This is a genomic window from Algoriphagus hitonicola (assembly GCF_900113375.1).
GTDB lineage: Bacteria > Bacteroidota > Bacteroidia > Cytophagales > Cyclobacteriaceae > Algoriphagus > Algoriphagus hitonicola.
On record NZ_FOPC01000002.1, the window covers coordinates 215,045 to 236,726 of the forward strand.

Here is a 21,682-nt window from a genome sequence, read left to right on the forward strand (position 1 = left end):
TTCGAGATCGCAAATCTCGAATAGCTTAGATTCCCTTCACCCAAAGCGGTGCGCCTTCTTCCCATTTATTGTGGGTGAGTTTGACTTTTTTGCCGTCCAGAAGCCGGAGCGCCACGATTTCCCCATACATCTGGGGAGAAAAAATAAAACTCTGCGAAAGCGGCTGTTCATCATTGATCCCATATTCCTCCGTGGTATAGATCAGCCACTCTCCATCCGGTGAAAAGTGGGGATGGCCCGTTTGGCTCTGGGTAAATGTGACTTGCTTGGGCGCCGACCAAGCATCACCGTTTCGCTCGATCAGATAGATGTCCATGGTTTTGATACCACCTCCCACATCTTTTCCGTGTTGATCACCCACGAAAGCAATCTTATTTCCATCGGGAGAAATCACCGGGAAATTTTCCCTACTAGGGCTTTTCGTCAGGTTCGTGAGTACTCCATGTTCTTTTACAAATATGTCAAAATTCCCATCCCGATTACTACGGAAAACCAGTCTGTCTTTTGCCGCTGAATAATCTCCAAAACCGCTGTTATTATCCATTTGAGTGAGATTTACCTGGCTTTTGCTTGCAAAATCATACGTCCAAACTGTGGCTTTGCTTCCCTTATCTCCCCGGAATGGCCCCGTAGTAAAAAGCAACCCGGAACCATCAGGCAGGTATTTCAAGTCGATGACCGTCCCAAAGGCAGGGTGCACGCCTGACTGGGGTAGAATAGTATGAATTCGTTCAGATTCCAGCGTTTGATAATTGACACGATACAGCTCTGCTTGGACCTGAAAGAAATAGCCTGCAAAGAAGCCCAAGTAAATGCAGAGGATGGATAAGATCAGAAACGTACGGAAAAGATAAGCAGTCAAAATGCTCTGGGAGGCATTGGAATTGGCTACTTTTTTCCATTTGAAATAAAACACCAAGGCCATTCCTCCCAAAATCAAAAACAAGCCAAAAGCAGCAAAGGGCAAGTAATCAAATATCATAAAATCTATTAAGAAGAAGAATAAGAAAACGCCCAGTGCTGCCACTAGTCCGATTAATCCGCCCAAAACTACAAGCAAAAATTTCCAAAAAGGGATTTTCCTTCGATTTCGAATTCCCAAATAAATTCCCCGAATCAGCATTCCCAGGCTTAGGATAACCAAGATCAAAGCGATCCATACCCAAAATGTGGCTCCGTCGATGAAGATCTTTGTCGGATCTGCCTGATCAAAATAATCAAATACCAAGAAGGGGCCATTTGGGTCCGGAGGAGCCGCAAATGCACGGCGAATGGCCGTAAGCTCAAGCTGTAAAGAATCTTGATTTTTGAGGATAGGAAAACCAGCTCCGATCAAACTGCCCGGAAAACCTCCCTTATTACTCTCGACTTCTTGGGCTGTTTTGGCACCATGAGCCACCCAAAGCCCGGACTTGCTTCGATTTGGATTAAATAGATCCAATTCCCCTCGATAAAGAGTATCCAGCTCTTGCGAATTGATATCCAAGGTGAGTTGATACACTCGATCTGTCTCCTGATTTACTGTTGTGTAAGCTAATCTGCCTTCAGAAATCAATTCTGGCGAAAGTCCTACATGGCTGGAGTCGGTGAGTTGGAGCACTTCCGATCCATCGGCTTTCATCTTGAAAATCGCCGGTTGATTGTTTTTCCTTTCGCTGTAAAAATAGATTTCTTTCCCATCCGCGGACCATTTTGGACTTCCGTCCCAGGCCTCCTCCTCGGTCAGACGATCGAGATTTCCGGTTTCTAATTCGAGCTTGTAGATGTCCCCAATCCGATCCATAGCAAAAGGAAAAACCCGGTGCGGACGTATCGCATGTCCCCGATCACTGGAAAAAGCCAAAAACTTTCCGTCAGGAGAAAAGCTGGGGCGAAAATCTCCTCCGGGATGAAGGGTGAGATTCTTGGCTGCTGAAATATCCTGTAAAGAATCCGGCAAAAAGTCCATCAAATAAATCTCTGCATTTCCCTCATGGGAAGCCACAAAGGCGAGTTGAGCGCCATCGGGGGAAAATGCAGCCTGGTCCTGAAAGGAATCCGATTGGATCAAAAGTTTGGGCTCGGCACTCCCGTCCAAGGGCATCACATAGAGCTGTGGAATTCCACTTCGCTCCGAGGTAAACACAATCCACTCTTCATCCGGGGAAATCACGGCATCATAATCCAAGGCCGAATGATCCGTAATCGCTTGAAAGCTCTTTCCATCATCTTTTGATACATAAATCTCCCAAGTTTCGGGGGAGAACGAACTGAAAAACACGCGGTCTTGTGCTCGAACTGAGAAGGAGCCCAAGAAAATCAGGATCAAAAAGAAAATAGCTTTTCGCATGGAGCAGAGGGGTAAGGGTTGAATTGAGGGGTATTCTCTAATTTAAAATCAAGATCTGGTATATATCCTTAGATTTCAATCCCTGAATTCAGGGATAAGAAATCATGATTCTTCTTTTTTCTCTCAGGAAATATAACTTTTTTGGGTTAGATTAGATTTTACTGAGAAATTAACGGATGCTTTAATTCAGCTAGCTATGTGTTTTTTATCCATTTCTGAAGCTCTTGGCGTCTTTGGCGAGCCGGAAAAATCAAAAATTGATCAGTTGCAAATGGATTTAGAGCAAATCCCAAGTACTTTTTTTGCCCTTTTTTGGCTTTACACCCATGACTTCCTCTACATCAGCCCGAGTATCGAAAAGGTGACTGGACATGCTTTTAGGAATTTTGAAAAGCATGGGATGGTCTTTTTCACCGGGATTATTCCTCCACCGCTGATTGAAAACATATACCAAACCATGTATGCTCAGGCAGAAGCGATAAAAAATCATCCCAAGCATCTTTTTGCTGATGAATTTTTGCAAATCAAAGCAGCCGTTTATGATCCTGAAAAGCAGGAAATCCCAGTCAATTACAATGCGGTTTTGCTGGATGAAAAAATATTTGACCCCATCTCCTATTTGGTGCTGTGCTCCTGGATCGACACCCGGGATAAATCAGCCGAGGAAGTGCATCAGTTGGAAAGGGAATTAAGAAGCAAGCTGAAGGCAATCAAGCAGGTTTATTTTCAATCCAAGCCAGAGCGCTTTGCCTTTCTCAAAGTCAAAAACAAAATCTCCGATCGGGAAAAGGAAGTGGCCCAATTGCTCGCCCAGGGGCACTCTACCAAGAGCATCAGCGAACAGCTTCATATCAGCTTCAACACGGTAGAGTCCCATCGCAAAAATCTCCTGCATAAGCTGGAGGCAAAGAATACCGCTGAGCTGGTGTATAAGTTCAGAAGTATCGGGTAGTGTTTTTACTAGGCTATTGCTATCAAATTTATGGTATTCGGATATTTACATGAAGCTTTAAAAATCAAGAATGATAACCTGAAGAGTCAGGTCTTAGATGCTCAGTACCAACTTGAGGAGCTGCCGGATTCCTATTTCGGCTTATTTTGGCTGTACACCCATGACTATTTATATATCAGTAGATCTGTTGAGAATATTCTTGGTCATCCGTACAGCTTATTTGAGGAAAAAGGAGTGGCTTTTTTACAAACAATCATTCCTGAAAATCATTTTGAAAACATTTATTCCTCATTGGACAATCAGGCAAAAAAAATAGAAGAAGGCCCTGAATACCTTAATTCTCATGTTTTCTTAAAAGTGGATGCGGCTATTCTAAACCAAGATCAAATTCAAGTCCCTGTGAGATATCAAGGCATTTTGCTTGATGCGAGGCAATCCCATCCAGTTTCTTATCTTGTTCTAGGTTCTTGGATTAAACTTGAAAGCATCAAAAGTTCTCCTCTTTATGAAGAGACAATCCTTAAACAATTCAAACGAATCAAAACTGCCTATATCCAGGATAATCAGAAGCGATTTAAAAGCCTTTCTGCAATTCGAAAAATTTCTCAAAGGGAGTCTGAAATAATTAAGCTTTTGGCTCAAGGACATTCCACCAAAAGTATCAGCGAGCAGCTGCATATCAGTTTCAATACGGTAGAGTCCCATCGCAAAAATCTTTTGCATAAGCTGGAGGCGAAGAATACTGCCGAGTTGGTTTATAAGTTCAATCAGATTTGATTTAATACCCCCAACTCAAAAGTAGTTCAGCCATATCGATACCCAATTGTTCCTCAAGCTGATTTTGAAGTTGAGCATAATCCATTTTTTCGGTTTCCGTCAAATCAGTTTGGATCAGAAATACCCGCAATTCGATCAGTCCTTTTTCTCCGAATTTTTCTTGCAGCTTCACCGCTTTTTTAAACAATTGAAACTGAAACCACTCGTAATTTTGCGCTCCCAATCCGGGCAGATACAGTTCTTCAAACTTTTCCAAAGAAGTATGTTTAATGAATGGAAAATGAGCTTCCGAACCAACTTCAGCATAAGCTGCCGTGGCTTTAGCCATTTTGGGATGAGATTTTACTAAAAAGTTCCGTGCTGCGTAGGTAGCGAAAAGCTCCTGAAGCCATCTTTTTTGGGGTTTGCTCGCTTCAAAAAAATGATACAAATGCCCCAATTCATGCACCGCTACATTATTTCGATAAAATAAATCCATATTCAATGGATCGCCAAAATGACTTTGCAGTTCTTTTAATTGCTCAGCAGGTAGATTTTGGAGCTGTTGCTCGGCTTGGATGGCTACTATTGATTTTTCATTTCCCAAAAATATATTGCCTGCCCAAGCCTGCGGCATGCCTGGTGGCGGAAAGTAAGCATAATCATTCCACTCAGAATTGGAGACAAAAAGTATCGAAACCGGAAAATCCATCCCAAAAACCTGATCAAAATAGCGTTTAGCATCCCAGAGCAGGTTTAGTGTATGATCATCCACTTGGGCATTTTCAGAGGTAAAGACAGTGATGTTATCTGCTTCCGAAACTAAATTTAAACCCTGATGCTTGCTGATGTCGGGCCATGTCGATTGGGCTTGAATGAAATTAGCCAGGCATAGAATAAAAAAGAGGAATGGAAGTGGCTTCATTTTGGTGAAATTGAGATTTTTAAAAATAAGTCAAGGAAGTGTCCTCCACAATCCCTGAATTCAGGGATTGATTTTATGCATTATTAGGTAAAACTTGAAGACAAAAAATTTTGCCTATGAATCTACCAAGCAATACGGAAGTCGAACAAATCAATGAGGCTCCCAAACCCGCCGTTCTTACCGATAGAATAGATATCATCGATATCATCAGAGGAGTGGCGCTTTTGGGGATTTTGATTCTCAATATCCCATTTTTTTCCATGCCTGAATATTTCACAGAGCCTTGGGTTCAGGATACCGGCAACGTTAATTTTTGGACGCATGCGGTCAATATCATCTTTTTTGAAGGAAAGATGCGGGCTCTTTTTTCCTTGGTTTTTGGGGCTGGAATCATCCTTTTCACCAGTAAGAAAGAGAAAACCGGAAAATCAGTTACCTGGCTATTTTACAAGCGGATGATTTGGCTGACCCTTTTTGGTCTGGCCCATGCCCATTTACTACTTTGGGTGGGAGATATTTTGTATTTCTATGGCTTGATCGGGATGCTGGCTTACCTTTTCCGAAAGATGAAACCCAAATACCTGGCTTTGGGAGTGCCTATCGTGGCGATTATTGGATTTGTGGCCAATACCCTTTTCATGCAAGATATTCGAGGTAAATACCTAGAATATAAAGAAGCAAATTCTTTACAAGAGCAAGGCTCAGCACTTACTGACACACAAACTGCTGCTATTGAAACTTGGAAGGAAATTCAGCGGGAATACATTCCTAATCCTGAAGAGGTGGCTGAAAATACAGCTTTGATGAAGGGAAGTTATTCAGAGGTTGCGCGTCACCTTCGACCAAAAGCCTGGGACGGGCAATTTAAATTTTTGATTTTTTCGATTTGGGATATGCTGGCCTTGATGATGCTGGGAATCGCTCTTTTTAAATGGGGATTCCTGACCATGAAATGGACTCAAGCGCAATACAAAAAAACCATTTGGATTGGCTATGGAATCGGCCTGCCTTTGGTCATCTTCTCCTTTATCTACAATACCATTCACTTTCCCAATGTGGAAGCCGGGTTGAAATTTATTGAGGAGCATTCCATTAACTGGGTGGATTTGATATATGATTTCCAAAGGATCCTGATTATGATGGTGCATGTTTCTACGGTGATTTTATTGTATCAAAAAGGATATTTGAAGCGCTTGATGAACGGTCTTCGGGCAGTGGGCCAATTAGCTTTTACCAATTATATAATGCATTCAGTTATTTGTACCCTAGTTTTTTATGGCTATGGACTGAATCAGTATGCCGAATGGGAATATTATCAACTCTATTTTTTGGTATTGGGAATTTGGGTTTTTCAGTTAGTCATCAGTCCGATTTGGTTAAAGAAATTCCTCTTTGGTCCATTGGAATGGGGGTGGAGAAGCCTGACTTATGGACGAATGCAGCCGTTTAGGAGGAAGGAAATTTAAACGAGTTTTCAAGTATGCATAAATCAAAAACCTTACTCATCCTTTTTACCCTTTGCTCTTTGGCCTTAAAAGCTCAAGATAAATCTAAAAATGTAAGTCAAACTAGCACCTATCAATCCTATACCGAGGTTCGCGCTATTGAAAATCCAGATTCACTGTTAATCAAAGCCCGCGAACTTTTAAAACAAGACAAGCAATTTGCACCAGCCTGGGTCTTGATTGGAAAAGCCTACAATACTAAATCACAAATGCCGCATCCCAAAAAGGAGGTTTTTGCGGATTCGGCAAAAATAGCGGCTCAAAAAGCCCTGGAATTGGATCCGGAATCACCTGAAGCCTTATCCTTTGCGGCTTTACAGGATTTTCTCAATGGTAAGATTGCTTCAAGTCGAAATTATCAATATGCATTAAATACAACACTTACAATTTCGCGAGGCCTAAGCTTTAATAACCTAAACGAGGGCCGTTTAACAGAAGCATACAAATGGTCAGATGCTAGCTTTACAGCCTATCCGGATGCTTCTTGGGCGCTTCGGTATCATGGAGTTGTTGCCTATACATTGGGGTTTTACGAAGAAGCTGAACATTGTTATCAAAAAATCATTTCCTCTGCCAAAAATATTGACTTGGATGCCCATTACAAATTGGCGCATTTATACCTAGCTACCAACCAAAACACTAAAGCCACGGAACAATATGAACTGTTTAGAAAAAGGCGCTATTACGCTGAAAACCGGATGCATCTCAGTTCTTTTCTTTTTGCTTCACAATTGGGAGTATTTCTAGGAAAATATGAAGAAGCACTGGAAGACCTCAATTTATTTCTGGAAGAAACCCACAATTACTGGGTACCACCCCAGGTGTTTGGCTATCAGCTTACCACCCTAATGGCCCTTTTACAGCAGAAAGCAGGAAAAGATATTGAATCTAAAACTGCGCTATCACAAAGCCAGAAAAAAGCCGAAGCACTCCTTGCGCAAGGCAATGAAGGCTATGGCGTACAGCTCGATTTGGCTGCGGTTTATGCCTTAGAAGGCAACAATGAAAAAGCAATGCAACATTTATCGAAAGCTGTTGAAAAAGGCTTTCGAGATGCAGAATGGCTCAAGCGTAACCCACTTTTCGAATCTGTAAAAGAGACAGACCAATTCAATACATTGCTACAGCAAATTGGTGCTTTCGTAATAACTGATACTGAAAAAATTAACTCGATAAGAAAATGAAAAAGCCCTTATTTTTAATCTTTTGCTTTTTAGTAGCCTCATTGTCTCTATACTCACAAGAATCAACTTCGGTTTCATTCACTGAAAAGTTCATTAATGTCAAAGATCACAACATCCATTACCTCGACTTCGGCGGCGAAGGCATACCGGTAATTCTTATCCCATCGGGTACCTGGAATGCCGAAGTCTATCGGGATTTTGGACCATTTTTGAATGATAACAACCAAGTGTTTGCTATTACTATGCCCGGTTACGGCAAGTCGGAAGGAGATCGCTATGATGTGCCCAGCCAGGGCGATTACCTGATTGGATTTTTGGATGCATTAAAACTGGAGAAGGCGGTCTTTATTGGAAATTCTTCTGCAACAGCGGAAATCACCTATTTGGCAGAAAACTATCCAAACCGTGTTGCAGGAGTGGTGTACCTGTCGGGACTTTCTACGCCTTGGGTTTGGGACATCATGAACGAAAAGGATCCCCATCAGACAAATAAAATGTACACCCGCTACGCCTATTCAGAAGACCCTATTGATGCATTAAATGAAGGTGGGAAACAGAGCAACTCTAGAAAAAACAAGGCAGAGGAGATATTGGCAGCCCGATCAACCTATCGCCCAAAGCATTTTACTGAAGATATTATCATTAATGTACCGGCTTTATTTTTCACCAATAAGGATGGACGATTAGGGTATGAAAAGGATGTGGCCGCCTTGCTGGTGGCAGGTTCTCCGCTGATGGATGAGGTGCGGCAAAGTTTTCCCCCTTCCCCTTTTCGGGATGATTTAGACCGCAGGGTTACTGATCCGGAATATCGGGCTGCGCAGTTTGACCGGATGAAGGATTCCAGCGCAAGAGCCTTTTTTTACAAACTCGCAGCAGATACGGTGATGCAGCGTGAGGTCCTGGATTTTCAAATCGAGACGGTTTATCCGGCCTTGATTGCCGCTCAGGATCGGATGAAAAAAGCCTTTGGGGCAAATGCACAGCTGGTGAAACTGGATACACCCATTGTGGTTGATTATGCCTATCGGGATGCACCGGAATTGATTTTGGGAGATCTAATTGAGTTTTTAAAGGAATTGGATTAAGTAAAATCCCTGAATTCAGGGATATTAAGATAATTCAAGGACTTTTGAGAAAATATTAAACGAACTATCAGGTCACAAACAAGCAGATATATGTTTGAAATAGAAAAGAGAAAACCAAAATCAAAAAAATGCAATAGGGAAATAAACAATCACTTTTCCCCATTAACCCTTGCCAAGTTCTTTTTAAATATACCTAAATCGTTGTGTTGACTTTTTTCTCCCAGCAAGACCGCTTTTTCATAATAGGCTACAGCCTCTTGTGTCTTTCCCAAGGCGACCAATCCGTCACCCATACTGTCATAAACATTCGCTGAATTCGGGTTTCGATTCAAATTATAGGTAAATAAAGCCAAAGCATGGGCTGGTTGATCTTTGCGAAGCTGATCGTAGCCGAGCATATTAATCGTTGCCTCAGGAATTTTCCCGGAAGCAGTGTGCATCTCCAATCCTTCCAGGTATTTGGCGAATCGCTCGGAATCATACAGTTGAGCGGCCTTCACCAATTTTTTAGCCGGATCCCCATAATACTTTGATAGAATGGAGGAAGCGATTTTTTCCGGTTCTTGTAGATGTAGGTAATGCGAATAATTGGACAGAAGGACCATTTCTGAATCTTCGCTATTCAAAATCTGAGTCGTAAATTCAGCGATTCGGTTCTTGTGGAGCAGATTGACCATTTGCAGGTAATCAACTGATAGTTTTGGCTCAAAAGGATTTTCCATAAAGACTACTTGCTTGCCTCCTGCGAGAATTGCGGATGGAATTTTTGGAAAATCATATAGCTCAGACTTCCTCCTTTCACCTTTTGCAAAATCAAACATGACTTGAGCTTCCTTCTTTATTCCTTCTGGTGCTTGTTGAAATCTTTTCTTTCGAAGATCAAAATACTCCCTGGCGACTTTCTCCCCATCCCAGCCCTCTTTGTCAAAAATGGCAACCATTTTTTCAAAGCTGGAAGACTCATCCACCGGATCTAGGTAAACCATCCCTTCTACCTGTTCGGGATAAGATTGGGCAAAATCCTTAATCAAAATGCCTCCCCATCCATGTCCTACCAAAATATAAGGTGGCTCTAGGTTCAATTCTGTGAGAAGGTTTTTGAGTTGTCGGGTTCGATTTTCGGGAGTTGGCAATTCCTCAAAAGAATCAGATTGGCCAATGCCTGCTCGATCATAAGCCAGCACGGGGGTGTTCTTGCCTAAAAGGTCGATAACTTTATTCCAAGTTTCGGCATTGGAGGCATGATTGCTTTCCAGAATAATCAGGGGTTGCCCTAATTTTCTGTTTTTATCTCCCATCAATAAATAATGGATGGATTTACCGTCGACGAGAATAGACTCTCCTTTTGTTTGTGCTAGGCAAACGTTAGCCGCAAAGAAAATTAAGACAACTATTATTGAAATAACCTTTTTCATGTGATTATAATTTTTCTTTAAGGCCACATGGAATCTTCGCATGGATTCCCCGATACATCGGGGCATCCCAGTGTGTGTCGCTTGCGTCGTGCTCGGTTTCATAACAAATTGATTTAAAGCATTCTAGTTACAAAATATTTTTAAAAAATCTACTAATTTTAACTTCTTTTACTAATGAATAGTAGATCATTTAAGAGTGTAAGTTTGTTTTTCTCTGATTTACCATGGATGGCCAAAAACTTATTTGCCGCATAGGAAGGAACACTTTCACTTAATTAATAGACTGTAAGTTTCCAGTTGTGCTCCAAACACGAACTTCAGGGATATTCAAACCACAAATCCCCAAACCAACATTCCCCCAGCCAACCAAACATAGGCTATGTAGGCCAAATAAGTCAAAATCTTCTCCAGCAAGGCACTTTTGGGCGCCATTTCCATATGGTGCATCACGCCTTTTCCCTTGACATATCCCAAGTAAACCAGTACAGCCGTTAGCCCCAAAAAGAACAGGTTGAAGAAAAAGGTGTAGTCAACCGCAAAGTGTTCACGATCAGTAATATCCAACGAGCTTAGGTCCGGTAAGTGACCCATCCATTCGAAGACATAGTGCAAAAACAAGGCTGTTCCGATCAAAGAAGAAAAAAGCAAAAACAAAATAAACAGGGACATCTTCCAACCATAGTAAGTGGCGTTGATTCGCAGCACCGGAAAGACCACCAAATCACTAAAGATAAAAGCCATCACCCCGGCAAAACTCACTCCTTTACCGAAGAGCAAGGCAGCCAATGGAATATTTCCCATCGAACCGATAAAAGTCAGAAAAGCCGCTACGGGACCGATGACGGTATGCTGCAGCAAGGTCAAAAACGAAAAAGAGTCGGCATTTTCGCCCGTGTTGATAAATAAAGAATGAAAAAAAGAATCGGGTACAAAACCCGCTACGATCCCCGCAATCGTGAATCCAATGGTCACATCTTTCCAGACCATTTTCCACTCCATCACATACTGCTTACCCACCTTGGCCCAGTTTTCAGAAGATTGGATTCGCTTTTTTAGGGACTGGTCCGATTTATCATCTGCTTCGGCTTTGCCTAAATTTTTTCTGGCTTGTTCGATCAGTTTCTTGGGTTTAATCACCCGAATCAAAAACCAGGATATCAAAATCAACAAGGCTCCTCCGACATATTCACCAACGACAAACTGCCAGCCCAGAAAGATGGAAATTACTATTCCCAGCTCGATCACCAAATTGGTCGAAGCCAGAAGAAAAGCCATGGCAGCGGAAAAACTGGCTCCTTTTTGAAATAAGGATTTGGTGGTGGCCAAAGCTGAAAAACTACAGGAACTGGAAATAAAACCGAAGAATGTACCCAAGACCATACTTTTGCCACCACTGTCTCCCATAGTTTTTTGCATGCGTTGCTCGGTTACGAAGATTTGGATCAGCGAACTCAGCGCATAACCCAAAATAAAAGCCCAAAGGGCCATCCAAAAAAATCCCAAACTGGTGTAGGCCGATTGGGCCCAGTTTTCTAAAAACTTGTCCATAGGTTTGATTTGAGTTTCGACTTCCTTTTAAGTTAAAGAAAATCTGGTAAAGTCCAAAAATGGATCAATAGCATGCTCATAAAGGCTATTAAGTAAAATCAAGTTTTTGTCAGGCTAAGCGGAGTCGTTGTCAGGCTGAGCAGAGTCGAAGCCAGGCCGAGCAGAGTCGAAGCCCCCACGATAATTTTTATGCGAAGTCTCGTTTTTACATTTTGCTAATGCCCGTAAAGACTCCCAATTATTTTTGATCAAAGCTATTTTTTTCTTCCTACTCCATCCTTTAACCTGTTTCTCAAAAGAAATAGCTTCACGTACATCAGCAAAATCTTGATTAAAAACCAATTTTAAAGGTCTTCTAGAATATGTGTAGCATTTTGGATCAATACCGGTTTGATGTTCTCCAAATCGTCTCTCAAGATCATTTGTAATCCCTGTATAAAATGAATTATCTGAACAACTTAAAATATAGACGAAATATTTCTTCAAAATTTTAAGAACTGAAAAGGAATACTTTAAATTAAAATCAAAGACCTAAAAATCAAATAATTGAGTTGAAATTTTGAGTAGTTTTTGCTTTAATGTTGGATTGAAAGGTCCTCACAATTTAAGATTTCCCTCATATTGTTGCTCGGATTGATACAGTTTTCCGGTCAACATTATTCAATCATTGGTTGCGTTCCGAAATCTGTACGAGATCGAAAAGTCCTCGACTCCGCTCGGACTGACACAGTTTTCCAGACCAACCTTTGTTGGTAGATTTTCAACATCTGAGCAGAGCCCTTGTCAGGCCGAGCAGAGCCATTGTCAGGCTGAGCGGAGTCGAAGCCCCAATTATGCAAACTCATCCGTCAGCACCTTATAGGTAGGATCCTCCATAATATTCACATCGATAATTTGATCAGCCCGGGCCAACAATCGACGGCAATCTGGGCTCAAATGCTTCAGGTGAACTTTTTTACCCACTTTCATATAGCGCTCGGTAATTTTATTCAAAGCCTCAATCGCCGACATATCCACGACCCGACTTTCAGCAAAATCAATCACGATCTCATCCGGATCATTCAATACATCAAATTTCTCATTGAATGCCGCCACCGAACCAAAAAAAAGTGGGCCATACATTTCATAATGTTTAACCCCGTTTCTATAGATATGCTTGCGGGCACGGATACGTTTGGCATTGTCCCAGGCAAAAAACAAGGCTGCCAAAATCACTCCGATCAATACCGCCAAAGCCAAATTATGAAGTACCGCCGTGATCATGGTGACTAAAAACATCAGGAAAATATCTTTCTTCGGCATCTTGGTGATGGTGCGAATACTAGCCCATTCAAAGGTCCCGATGGCCACCATAATCATCAGACCAGTCAAGGCTGCCATGGGTACCTGCTCAATCAAACTGGAGCCAAAGACAATAAATACCAACAACATTACTGCGGCCACAATCCCCGAAAGTCGAGCTCTCGCCCCTGAGGACACGTTGATCAAACTTTGACCGATCATCGCGCAGCCACCCATTCCTGAGAAAAATCCCGAAGCCACGTTCGCCACGCCCTGGGCTACCGCTTCCTTATTACTTCGACCGCGGGTTTCGGTAATCTCATCGACAATATTTAAGGTCAAAAGCGACTCGATTAATCCCACACCTGCCATGATCGCCGCATAAGGAAAAATAATCTGAAGCGACGCTAGGTTAAAGGGAATAGCAGGAATATGAAAAGGAGGAAATCCACCTTTGATGCTGGCAATATCGCCCACAGTCTTGGTGTCGATCCCCAAGGCAAGCACCAATCCAAAAACGACCACAATAGCCGTCAAAGAAGCGGGAACTGCCTTAGTCAATTTGGGCAATCCCCAAATAATCAGCATGGTCAAAAGTACCAAACCCAATAAAATGTAGAGTGGCGTTCCGGTCAGCCAATTTCCATCCATGCCTTTAAACTGATCCAATTGGGACATGAAAATGATGATTGCCAAACCATTGACAAAACCAAAAATCACCGGATGGGGTACCAAGCGGATCAATTTTCCCAGACGAAGTGAACCTGCCAAAATCTGGATGAGCCCCGATAAAACCACCGCTGCAAAGACATATTCGACTCCATGAGTAGCCGCTAAAGTCACAATGACCACGGCAATCGCCCCGGTTGCTCCTGAGATCATCCCAGGCCTGCCACCCAGAATGGAAGTGACCAAACCCATCACAAAAGCGGCATACAAGCCAGTCAAGGGAGAAAGCCCGGCGATTAGCGCAAAAGCGACTGCCTCTGGAATCAAGGCCAACGCCACAGTCAGGCCGGAAAGAATCTCGGTTTTGTAATCTACGCGTTGGCTAAAGTCAAATAGATTGAAATACTTTTTCATCAAGATAAAATAGGATTGATTAGGTGGGAATGAGTAAGTGCAAGAATGCAGATAAAGGGCATTTTTCCGAAAGAGATTCAGAAAGAAATCAAAAATTAATGTGGCCCGTTTGCTAGCATAAAGAATTTCATTGCGCTGCAAAGGTAAGACAAATATGCTTACCAAAGAATATTTTGTACTCAAGGGAAATGGGGCTTAGGCGGTGAGTCCCTGAAAATCAGTTCTATTTTCACACGCAATCGATTACAGAATCGCGAAGAAAAATGCTTTTCCTTCGGGTTTGATTTGAAATAATTCCCGAACAGGATATAAGCGTGCACTTCGTTTCGAATCTCTCCTTTCTCAAGCAATTCGTGAATCACAAGCCGTGATCAGGCTTAGCGCAGTCTAAGCCCGCAACTTTTAAATTGAATCAGTGAAAAACGGTTGAAGAATTCTAATGGAGAAGAATCACTTTTTAGGAAAACATTGAATTTGTTAAGTTCGCCTAACACGCTACATTTGAACATCCATTCAAATCTATTTTGAAGCTATTTTCTTCCCCAAGTCAGCAAATTCGATTTCTGCAGAAGCTCCAAAAGTCCCTTGAGCGGGTAATCCGCTATGGGAGTTTTTTGGCTTTCCTTGTTCTCCTTCGGCATATTGGATACTCAGAGGACCCAGGGGAGCGGCTCGTCGAGTCTGTTATTTTTTCTTCGTTGATTTTACTGATTGGCTTCACTTCTTTAGTCAAAATCGGCTTTTTCGAAAAATCAATCCAATCTTCCAGAATCATCACTGAGGTGCTGCTAAGCCTCTTTTTGATATTTTCGGCGATTTATCGCTTTGGGTTTTTTCCTTCATCCTTTGACTCAAATCTCCAATGGCTGGAAAGCTATTATTTGGTCAACCTTTCTATTATTGTGCTCTTTTTTATCGAACTGAGTAAGCTGAGTATGGCGGTGAACCGCTTGCGATTGAGTCCATCCCTGGTTTTTATTTTATCGTTTTTGATGGTCATCTGCATCGGTGCCGCGCTGCTGAGTTTACCTGCTGCCACCACCCGGGATATTTCAGTGATTGATGCCTTTTTTACCTCGGTCAGCGCCGTCTGTGTGACGGGACTTATTGTGTTGGATACTTCCTCGGATTTTACATTTTTCGGTCAGACGGTAATCATGTCACTTTTCCAAATCGGTGGTCTGGGAATGATGACGTTCACCAGTTTTTTCGGTTTCTTTTTCAAAGGGAGCTACAGTCTCGAAAACAGTCTTTTTCTGAGAGATTACATCAATGAAAACAATGTCAATGAGGTTTATTCCACGCTTTTAAAAATCATTTCCTTTACCCTCTTGGTTGAAGGAGGAATAGCACTGATGATTTATTTCAATACGCCGGGATCCTTATTTGAAAGTATCTCGGATAGGATATTTTTCTCTCTGTTTCACTCCATTTCTGCCTTTTGCAATGCTGGATTTTCTACGCTGCGCAATGGCCTTTTCGAAGCTGGATTTCGGGAGCTTTACACCATGCAGTTGGGAATTTGTATCGCTATCGTGCTGGGAGGGATCGGTTTTCCGGTAGTCTTAAACTATTATTCCTACCTCAAGCATCTGGTGGTCGGCGGATGGAAAAAGCTCTGCGGATACGAGGAATTTAGACATGTGGCCCGTACAACCAATCTGACCACCAGATTGGTGATGTATACCACCGGGTTTTTATTGATTCTGGGAGCAGTGGTGTACTATTTTGCAGAAAAAGAACATACTCTTCAGGGCTTGAGTCCCTATGGCCAAGTTGTTACTACGGTTTTTGGGACGGTTACTCCAAGAACTGCGGGCTTTAATACCGTGGACATGACGCAACTGGCCATGCCGACGGTGTTGATTTACCTGGTGTTGATGTGGATCGGAGGATCCCCGGGAAGTACGGCAGGAGGATTGAAGACCAGTACCTTTGCCGTGGCGGTAATCAATACGGTCAGTATTGCGAGCGGGAAAAAGAGAGTAGAAATATTTGGTCGGGAAATCAGTCAGGATAGTCTTCAAAAAGCTTTTGCGGTAATCGCACTTTCCTTTTTGATCATCGGCTTGGGGGTATTTTTGGTAACGCTTTTTAATCCCGAATTGGCCTTGATTGATGTCGCCTTTGAGGTGTTTAGTGCCTTTTCTACTGTTGGATTGAGTTTGGGGATAACGGCTTCTCTCAGTACGGCGAGTAAAATCGTCATCATGATCATTATGTTTATCGGTCGAGTAGGGAGTTTGACTATATTAGTAGCTGTAGTCAGGAAAGCTGGTAGCCAAAAGTACGCTTATCCCAAAGAAACCATTATAATTACATAACGCATGAAATCGAGCATGATGCGACCCTCACATACTGATATGCCCCGATCTATCGGGGCAACCCTGCGGGATTCCACCCCAATACTAGGGACAAGTTATGACCTTTGAAAAATAAATTATAAACACATGAAATCGAGCATGACGTACCCGTCACACACCGGGATGCCCCGATGTATCGGGGAATCCATGCGAAGATTCCATGTGACCGCTATAAGACAATTATAAACACATGAAATACATCATTGTAGGAATGGGGAATTTCGGAGGTTATTTAGCCATCCAACTCACCGAAATGGGCCATGAGGTGGTTGGCATAGATACCCGTGAGTCAAAAATTGACTTTGTAAAGGACCGGGTTACCCATGCGGTTTTACTGGACGCAACGGACCTGCAGGCGGTCAAAACCCTTCCCGTAAAGGATACCGATGTAGTAATCATCGCCATTGGAGAGGATGTGGGTGCTTCGATTATGAGTACGGCCATGTTTAAGCAGCTCAACGCCAAGCGAATTATCGGTAGAGCCATCAATAATCTGCATGAAACAGTTCTAAGGGCCATTGGGATCGAAGAAATTATCCATCCCGAAGAAGAGACGGCCGATCGACTAGCCAAAAGACTCGAAATGAAAGGGGTGATTGATTCGCTTGAAATCTCCGACGAATACAATATTGTAGAAGCCAAAGTACCTAAGCGATTTGTGGGAATGACCGTATCCGAGTCAAATATTCGGAGTGAATTTTTTCTGAATATCATGACGATCATCCGGATGGAGGAACGTAAAAATCTAATTGGTTTGGCTGTACCTCACAAAAATGTTTTGGGGGTAATTAATGCTGATTACACCTTCAAAGAAGGGGATTTGCTTTTGCTTTTCGGCAAACTCAAACATCTACAGGAGTTTTTGAATCTTTCTGAGGATTAAAGAAATCAATCCAAGGAATTCCCACATTCCCGACAAAAATGATCCGATGGATCCAATCCGTCTTTTCCACAATGCGTGCAGGTACGGGTAGAAGCATGATGATCCGCTGACTTCATTTTTGCCATTTCCGAGCTGACTATTCCAGTGGGCACCGCAATAATCGCATAACCCAAAAGCATAATCAAAGAGGCCATAAATTGCCCCAAGGTCGTCACCGGAGTAATGTCCCCAAAACCTACCGTAGTCATGGTTACGATCGCCCAGTACATTCCTTTGGGAATCGAGGTGAATCCGGATTCAGGTCCCTCGACCAAATACATCATCGTCCCCATAATCAATACCACTGTCAACACAGTAAATAAAAAAATCTGGATTTTGGCCATGCTGGCTTTGAGAGATCTGCGGATAAAATCTGCTTCAGCCAAGTACCTGCCTAACTTCAAAATTCGAATAACCCGCAAAAGCCTCAGGGAACGGACGACAGTCAGCAATTGGACATTGGCCACCAAAAAACTCAAATAAACCGGCAAAATCGCCAGCAAATCCACAATCCCGTAAAAGCTGCTCACGTACTTCATCGTTCGGCTGGTGAGCCATACCCGCAGGAGGTATTCCAAGGTAAACAAAAAGGTAAACAGCAATTCCAGTTGATAAAAAAGTGCGCCGTAATCAGCTCTTAGGTGGGCCACAGAATCCAAAATGGCCACTATCACCGAGGCAAAGATAAGAACCAACAAGACCAAGTCGAAGGTTCGGGAGGCCCGATCATCCGATTCGAAAACAATGTGGGCCAGTCGCTTTTTGCTGATTTTCATTTCGGAATTTAAAAAAATAAAATTCAATTCATCAATCCAGGTAATAGACTCGCTTGACCCGACTGCTGATATTGGTTAGGAGTTCGTAGGGAATCGTCCCAATTCGCTCTGAAAGCTCCTTTAGGGAAATTTCCTGTCCGTAAACTACCGCCTCATCTCCGGTCCTGACTGCCATTCCGGTCACGTCCACCATCACCATATCCATGCAGACATTGCCGATGACTGGAGCCTTTTTTCCGTGAATCAGCACATATCCTTTGCCATTGCTGAATCTCCTGTCAAAACCGTCTGCATAGCCAATCGGAAGGGTGGCGATTTTCCCGCCTTTTTCCATCATGCCCTTGCGGGAATAACCTACCGTCTCCCCCGGCGCCAAGCTTTTAACCTGGGAAACGGTCGTCTTCAACGTACTGACTGATTTCAATGCAGAATCATGATTTCCTGTGACCTCTATCCCATACAAGCCTATTCCCAAACGAACCATATCCCATTGATACTCCGGAAAACGAATAATTCCCCCGGAATTCAGGGCATGGATTAATGGTTTCTCGTCCAAAACCTCCAAAATTGAATCTTTCATGTGCTGAAAGTTTTCCAATTGCTCCCGGGAATATTCCTCATGGATTTGCTCATCCGACCCTACCAGATGGGTATAAATGGATGCGATTTTCAGGTTTTTTGTGTGTTGCAATTCAATTCGCAATTCCGCTAAATCCCCCGCCTCAAAGCCCAGTCGGTGCATTCCCGTATCCAAATCCAAATGAATTTTTAGAGCTGCATCCTGTTCGAAGCACCATCGGTTTAGCTTTTTGAAAAACTCCAAACTGAATACCACCGGCTCCAAGTCAAATTGCCTCAATAGGTGAAAAGACTCCTCCAGTGGATTCATCACCATAATCGGCAGCTTGATTCCATGCTGACGCAAAGTCACCCCCTCATCGGTATAGGCCACAGCGAGGTAATCCGCTCCGAGTGTTTGCAAATGGTTGGAGATCTCCACCGCTCCCCCACCATAGGCAAAAGCCTTGACCATAACCATTACTTTGGTATCGGGATGAAGGCGTTTTTTAATAAAATTGAAGTTATGGGTCAAAGCATTCAAATTGATTTCCAAAACCGTCCCGTGAATTCGCTGCTGTAGAAGATTGATTACCGATTCAAACCCAAAAGCCCGGGCCCCAGTGACCAAAATCAGATCATTTTGAAAAAATTCAGGCTTCAACCCATCCAACATTTCTTGGGTAGTTTCAAAAAAATCAATTTTCCCCTTCCACTGATCCCCAATAGCCCGAATCGATTTTCCGACACCCAAAACCCAATCAATCCCGTGATTTTGGATCAAATTCACCACTTCGGGACACCAATGATCCGGCGATCCCTGCTGTAATAAATCCGAGATAATGAGGATTTTTCGGCTTTTGGGTCGCTGCATTTTCATAAAGTCCAATGCAATCCGCAAACCCTCCAGGTCATTATTGTAGGTATCGTCAATTAGGCTACAGTCATTGATACCCGCTTTGAGGGTAAGTCGCATATCCACGGGTTTGAGATGCTGAAGACCCTGCTGAATCTGCTCGGGATTGAGCTGAAGTGTCAGAGCGGCAATGATGACGTGTGTGACGTTTTCGAGGGAGGCCTTGTCCGAAAATTGGGTAAAAAAAGTATGCGTACTCAAATCCGATTTCATCAAAATGATTCGTGCTCCTTGCTCCAATATTTTCACAGAACGGGTATAATCTGCTCCGGGTCGATCCGACCAGGAGATCAATTTTTCAGGATCTATTTTCTGCCTGATAACTTCGTTGATTTCCGGATGATCGGAGCAATAAATCAGCAATTTGACCTTTTGAAAAAGGGTCAGTTTTTCCTTGATCTTTTCGTTTCTATCGGCAAAGCCCTCATCGTGTGCGGCTCCGATATTGGTAAAAATCCCCAAATCAGGTTGGAGGATCCCAGCCAGAGCCTTCATATCTCCTTTTTGCGAAACTCCTGCTTCCATCACTGCGACCTGATGGAAACCCTCCATTCCAAAAACAGAAAGCGGAACCCCCACTTGGGAATTGTAACTTTTAGGACTTTTGGCCACCAAAAATCGCTCTGAAAGCACCTGGCCCAGCCATTCTTTGACGATGGTTTTTCCATTGGATCCGGTGACCGCTATTAGTGGATTGGGGAAAAAAGAGCGCTGGTATTCGGCGAGTTTTTGAAGTGCTACCTTGGTATCCTCCACGCAAATCAGCGTAATCCCGGGAAAGTTGGATTTTTCTGTTTTGGAAATCAAAAAAACAGAAACTCCCTGAGCGATCAAATCCGGAATAAATCTGGCACCATCCACTTTGGCCCCTTTCAAAGCCACAAAAAGGGTATGAGCCGAATCAATCACCTGCCTGGAATCAATGGCGATTCGTCGGATTGCCGTAGTCACACCAGGCCCTACAATCTCTCCCGAGGTAATTGCTGCAATTTGATCAGGGTTGAGGCTCTGTATCATCGATTGAGGGATTGCTTTTTTTCTTGAAGAAAACCTGACGAATCCACCGTGGAAGGAAAATCGCCCCCAGAATCAAATATGGATAATAGGAAAGCAATCTCCACAAAATACTCGTCACAAACGTATATCCCCCCAAAAACTGAGCGAAAAACTGCCCAAAGAAAAACTCAGCCGTCCCAGAACTTCCAGGAGTGGGTGAAATCATCATTACAATCCACATGATTACTTGCCGGGCAAATACAATAACTTGATTATCCAGGGTTAGTGGTATATAAGCCGAAATCAGCGCATTGAGCATCAAATAGCGCGAGGACCAAATAAATATGGTGGCTAAGATAATAGGGACCCAATATTTGTAGTTTTTTCCACTCAATTCTTTTGAGGCATCGATGATCTGATTACCGTACTCCTGTGCATCATGTTTCCATTTGCGGAGCCATTTAATGGAAAAGATTTTGATCAGAATCCACTTGAATACTCTTGGTCGGTAAAATAATGCCAAAGCCATAATCAGACTATATCCTGCATATAATCCATAACTAATCCAAAAGATCGCCTGAAGACTATTCTCCAGCTGATTTTCGAGTAGCTGGCTGTCAGGAAAAATATTTCCTTTGGCAAAATAGAGGATAATCGGCGCTCCGATAATAAAGAAAAGATTGTCCAAAATCGCCGTCACCATCACAAAGGCGATAGCTCGACCAAGCTTGATTCCTTCCTTATTCAAAATAAATATGGCTACGGCTGTCCCACCGACTACTGAGGGCGTCACCGCTGAAGCAAATTCCCAGAGGATAATCACATAAATCGCCCGAGTCCAGGAGAGCTCTTTTTGGGTGATTTCCCGAATCCGGTATACATAACCCAAATCTCTGAAAAATATCACCACAATGGCCAAGACGATAAAGGCTGCTGAGGCATCAAATACTCCGCGGAGTGTATTGGCATTGACACTGGGGTCAAAATAAAACATCCCAAATACGATCCCCAATCCAATCAGAACGGGAACCCAGACCTTGTTGGGGTTGAGTGTTTCAAAAATCTTCTTATTGTCAAGCTTCATA

Annotated in this window: 16 protein-coding genes; 7 read left to right on the top strand and 9 right to left on the bottom strand. The window is 42.9% G+C overall.

The annotated features are described in order from the left end of the window. Window positions 1-25: 25 nt before the first annotated feature. A complete protein-coding gene (locus BM043_RS03690) occupies window positions 26-2,329 on the bottom strand; it encodes a TolB family protein (protein WP_092788950.1) in 2,304 nt (767 codons plus the stop codon). Between the two features lie 196 nt (window positions 2,330-2,525). Between BM043_RS03690 and BM043_RS03695 the strand changes: the two genes are divergently transcribed. Both BM043_RS03695 and BM043_RS03700 read left to right on the top strand, forming a co-directional pair. Further along, window positions 2,526-3,281, top strand: a complete 756-nt coding sequence (locus BM043_RS03695; protein ID WP_245752928.1) for a response regulator transcription factor — start codon at window positions 2,526-2,528, stop codon at window positions 3,279-3,281. Between the two features lie 30 nt (window positions 3,282-3,311). Then, the gene (locus BM043_RS03700) at window positions 3,312-4,058 is read left to right on the top strand and encodes a response regulator transcription factor (protein WP_092788952.1); all 747 of its coding nucleotides are present in this window, start codon (window positions 3,312-3,314) and stop codon (window positions 4,056-4,058) included. 1 nt (window position 4,059) lies between these two features. Here the strand turns inward: BM043_RS03700 and BM043_RS03705 are convergent, their stop codons facing one another. Beyond that, window positions 4,060-4,962 (bottom strand): hypothetical protein, encoded by a 903-nt coding sequence (locus tag BM043_RS03705; protein WP_092788954.1) that lies wholly within the window; start codon window positions 4,960-4,962, stop codon window positions 4,060-4,062. 116 nt (window positions 4,963-5,078) lie between these two features. Between BM043_RS03705 and BM043_RS03710 the strand changes: the two genes are divergently transcribed. From BM043_RS03710 to BM043_RS03720, 3 genes are read left to right on the top strand one after another with little or no spacing between them, the layout of a single operon-like run. Beyond that, window positions 5,079-6,428 (top strand): DUF418 domain-containing protein, encoded by a 1,350-nt coding sequence (locus BM043_RS03710; RefSeq protein WP_092788956.1) that lies wholly within the window; start codon window positions 5,079-5,081, stop codon window positions 6,426-6,428. A 14-nt stretch (window positions 6,429-6,442) separates the two neighbouring features. Beyond that, on the top strand, window positions 6,443-7,651 hold the full coding sequence (locus tag BM043_RS03715) for a TPR end-of-group domain-containing protein (protein WP_092788958.1): 1,209 nt from the start codon (window positions 6,443-6,445) through the stop codon (window positions 7,649-7,651). Continuing rightward, entirely contained in the window at window positions 7,648-8,739 is a 1,092-nt protein-coding gene (locus BM043_RS03720; RefSeq protein ID WP_092788960.1) for an alpha/beta fold hydrolase, read from the top strand. Before BM043_RS03715 ends, BM043_RS03720 begins: the two co-directional genes overlap by 4 nt. Window positions 8,740-8,888: 149 nt before the next feature. Here the strand turns inward: BM043_RS03720 and BM043_RS03725 are convergent, their stop codons facing one another. The 4 genes from BM043_RS03725 to BM043_RS03740 all read right to left on the bottom strand — a co-directional run bounded on the left by BM043_RS03725 (window position 8,889) and on the right by BM043_RS03740 (window position 14,066). Next, window positions 8,889-10,256 carry an alpha/beta fold hydrolase gene (locus BM043_RS03725; protein WP_092788962.1) on the bottom strand — a complete coding sequence of 456 codons (1,368 nt, stop codon included), beginning with the start codon at window positions 10,254-10,256 and terminating at the stop codon, window positions 8,889-8,891. 225 nt (window positions 10,257-10,481) lie between these two features. Beyond that, complete coding sequence (locus BM043_RS03730) at window positions 10,482-11,702, bottom strand: permease (protein WP_092788964.1); 1,221 nt, start codon at window positions 11,700-11,702, stop codon at window positions 10,482-10,484. A gap of 114 nt (window positions 11,703-11,816) precedes the next feature. Continuing rightward, entirely contained in the window at window positions 11,817-12,188 is a 372-nt protein-coding gene (locus BM043_RS03735; protein ID WP_092788966.1) for a GIY-YIG nuclease family protein, read from the bottom strand. Window positions 12,189-12,533: 345 nt separating this feature from the next. Further along, window positions 12,534-14,066: a SulP family inorganic anion transporter gene (locus BM043_RS03740; protein WP_092789361.1), complete on the bottom strand. Its 1,533-nt coding sequence runs from the start codon at window positions 14,064-14,066 to the stop codon at window positions 12,534-12,536. A gap of 524 nt (window positions 14,067-14,590) precedes the next feature. Here BM043_RS03740 and BM043_RS03745 point away from each other — a divergent pair. After that, window positions 14,591-16,390, top strand: coding sequence for a TrkH family potassium uptake protein (locus tag BM043_RS03745; protein ID WP_245752930.1), 1,800 nt, complete (start codon window positions 14,591-14,593; stop codon window positions 16,388-16,390). Between the two features lie 229 nt (window positions 16,391-16,619). After that, window positions 16,620-17,312: a potassium channel family protein gene (locus BM043_RS03750; RefSeq protein ID WP_092788970.1), complete on the top strand. Its 693-nt coding sequence runs from the start codon at window positions 16,620-16,622 to the stop codon at window positions 17,310-17,312. Window positions 17,313-17,317: 5 nt separating this feature from the next. Here the strand turns inward: BM043_RS03750 and BM043_RS03755 are convergent, their stop codons facing one another. The 3 genes from BM043_RS03755 to BM043_RS03765 are packed head-to-tail and all read right to left on the bottom strand — an operon-like array spanning window position 17,318 to window position 21,681. Then, the gene (locus BM043_RS03755; protein ID WP_092788972.1) at window positions 17,318-18,127 is read right to left on the bottom strand and encodes an ion transporter; all 810 of its coding nucleotides are present in this window, start codon (window positions 18,125-18,127) and stop codon (window positions 17,318-17,320) included. Between the two features lie 31 nt (window positions 18,128-18,158). Continuing rightward, window positions 18,159-20,618, bottom strand: coding sequence for a bifunctional UDP-N-acetylmuramoyl-tripeptide:D-alanyl-D-alanine ligase/alanine racemase (locus BM043_RS03760; protein WP_092788974.1), 2,460 nt, complete (start codon window positions 20,616-20,618; stop codon window positions 18,159-18,161). Then, window positions 20,596-21,681 (bottom strand): lysylphosphatidylglycerol synthase transmembrane domain-containing protein, encoded by a 1,086-nt coding sequence (locus tag BM043_RS03765; RefSeq protein ID WP_092788976.1) that lies wholly within the window; start codon window positions 21,679-21,681, stop codon window positions 20,596-20,598. Before BM043_RS03765 ends, BM043_RS03760 begins: the two co-directional genes overlap by 23 nt. Window position 21,682 lies beyond the last annotated feature (1 nt).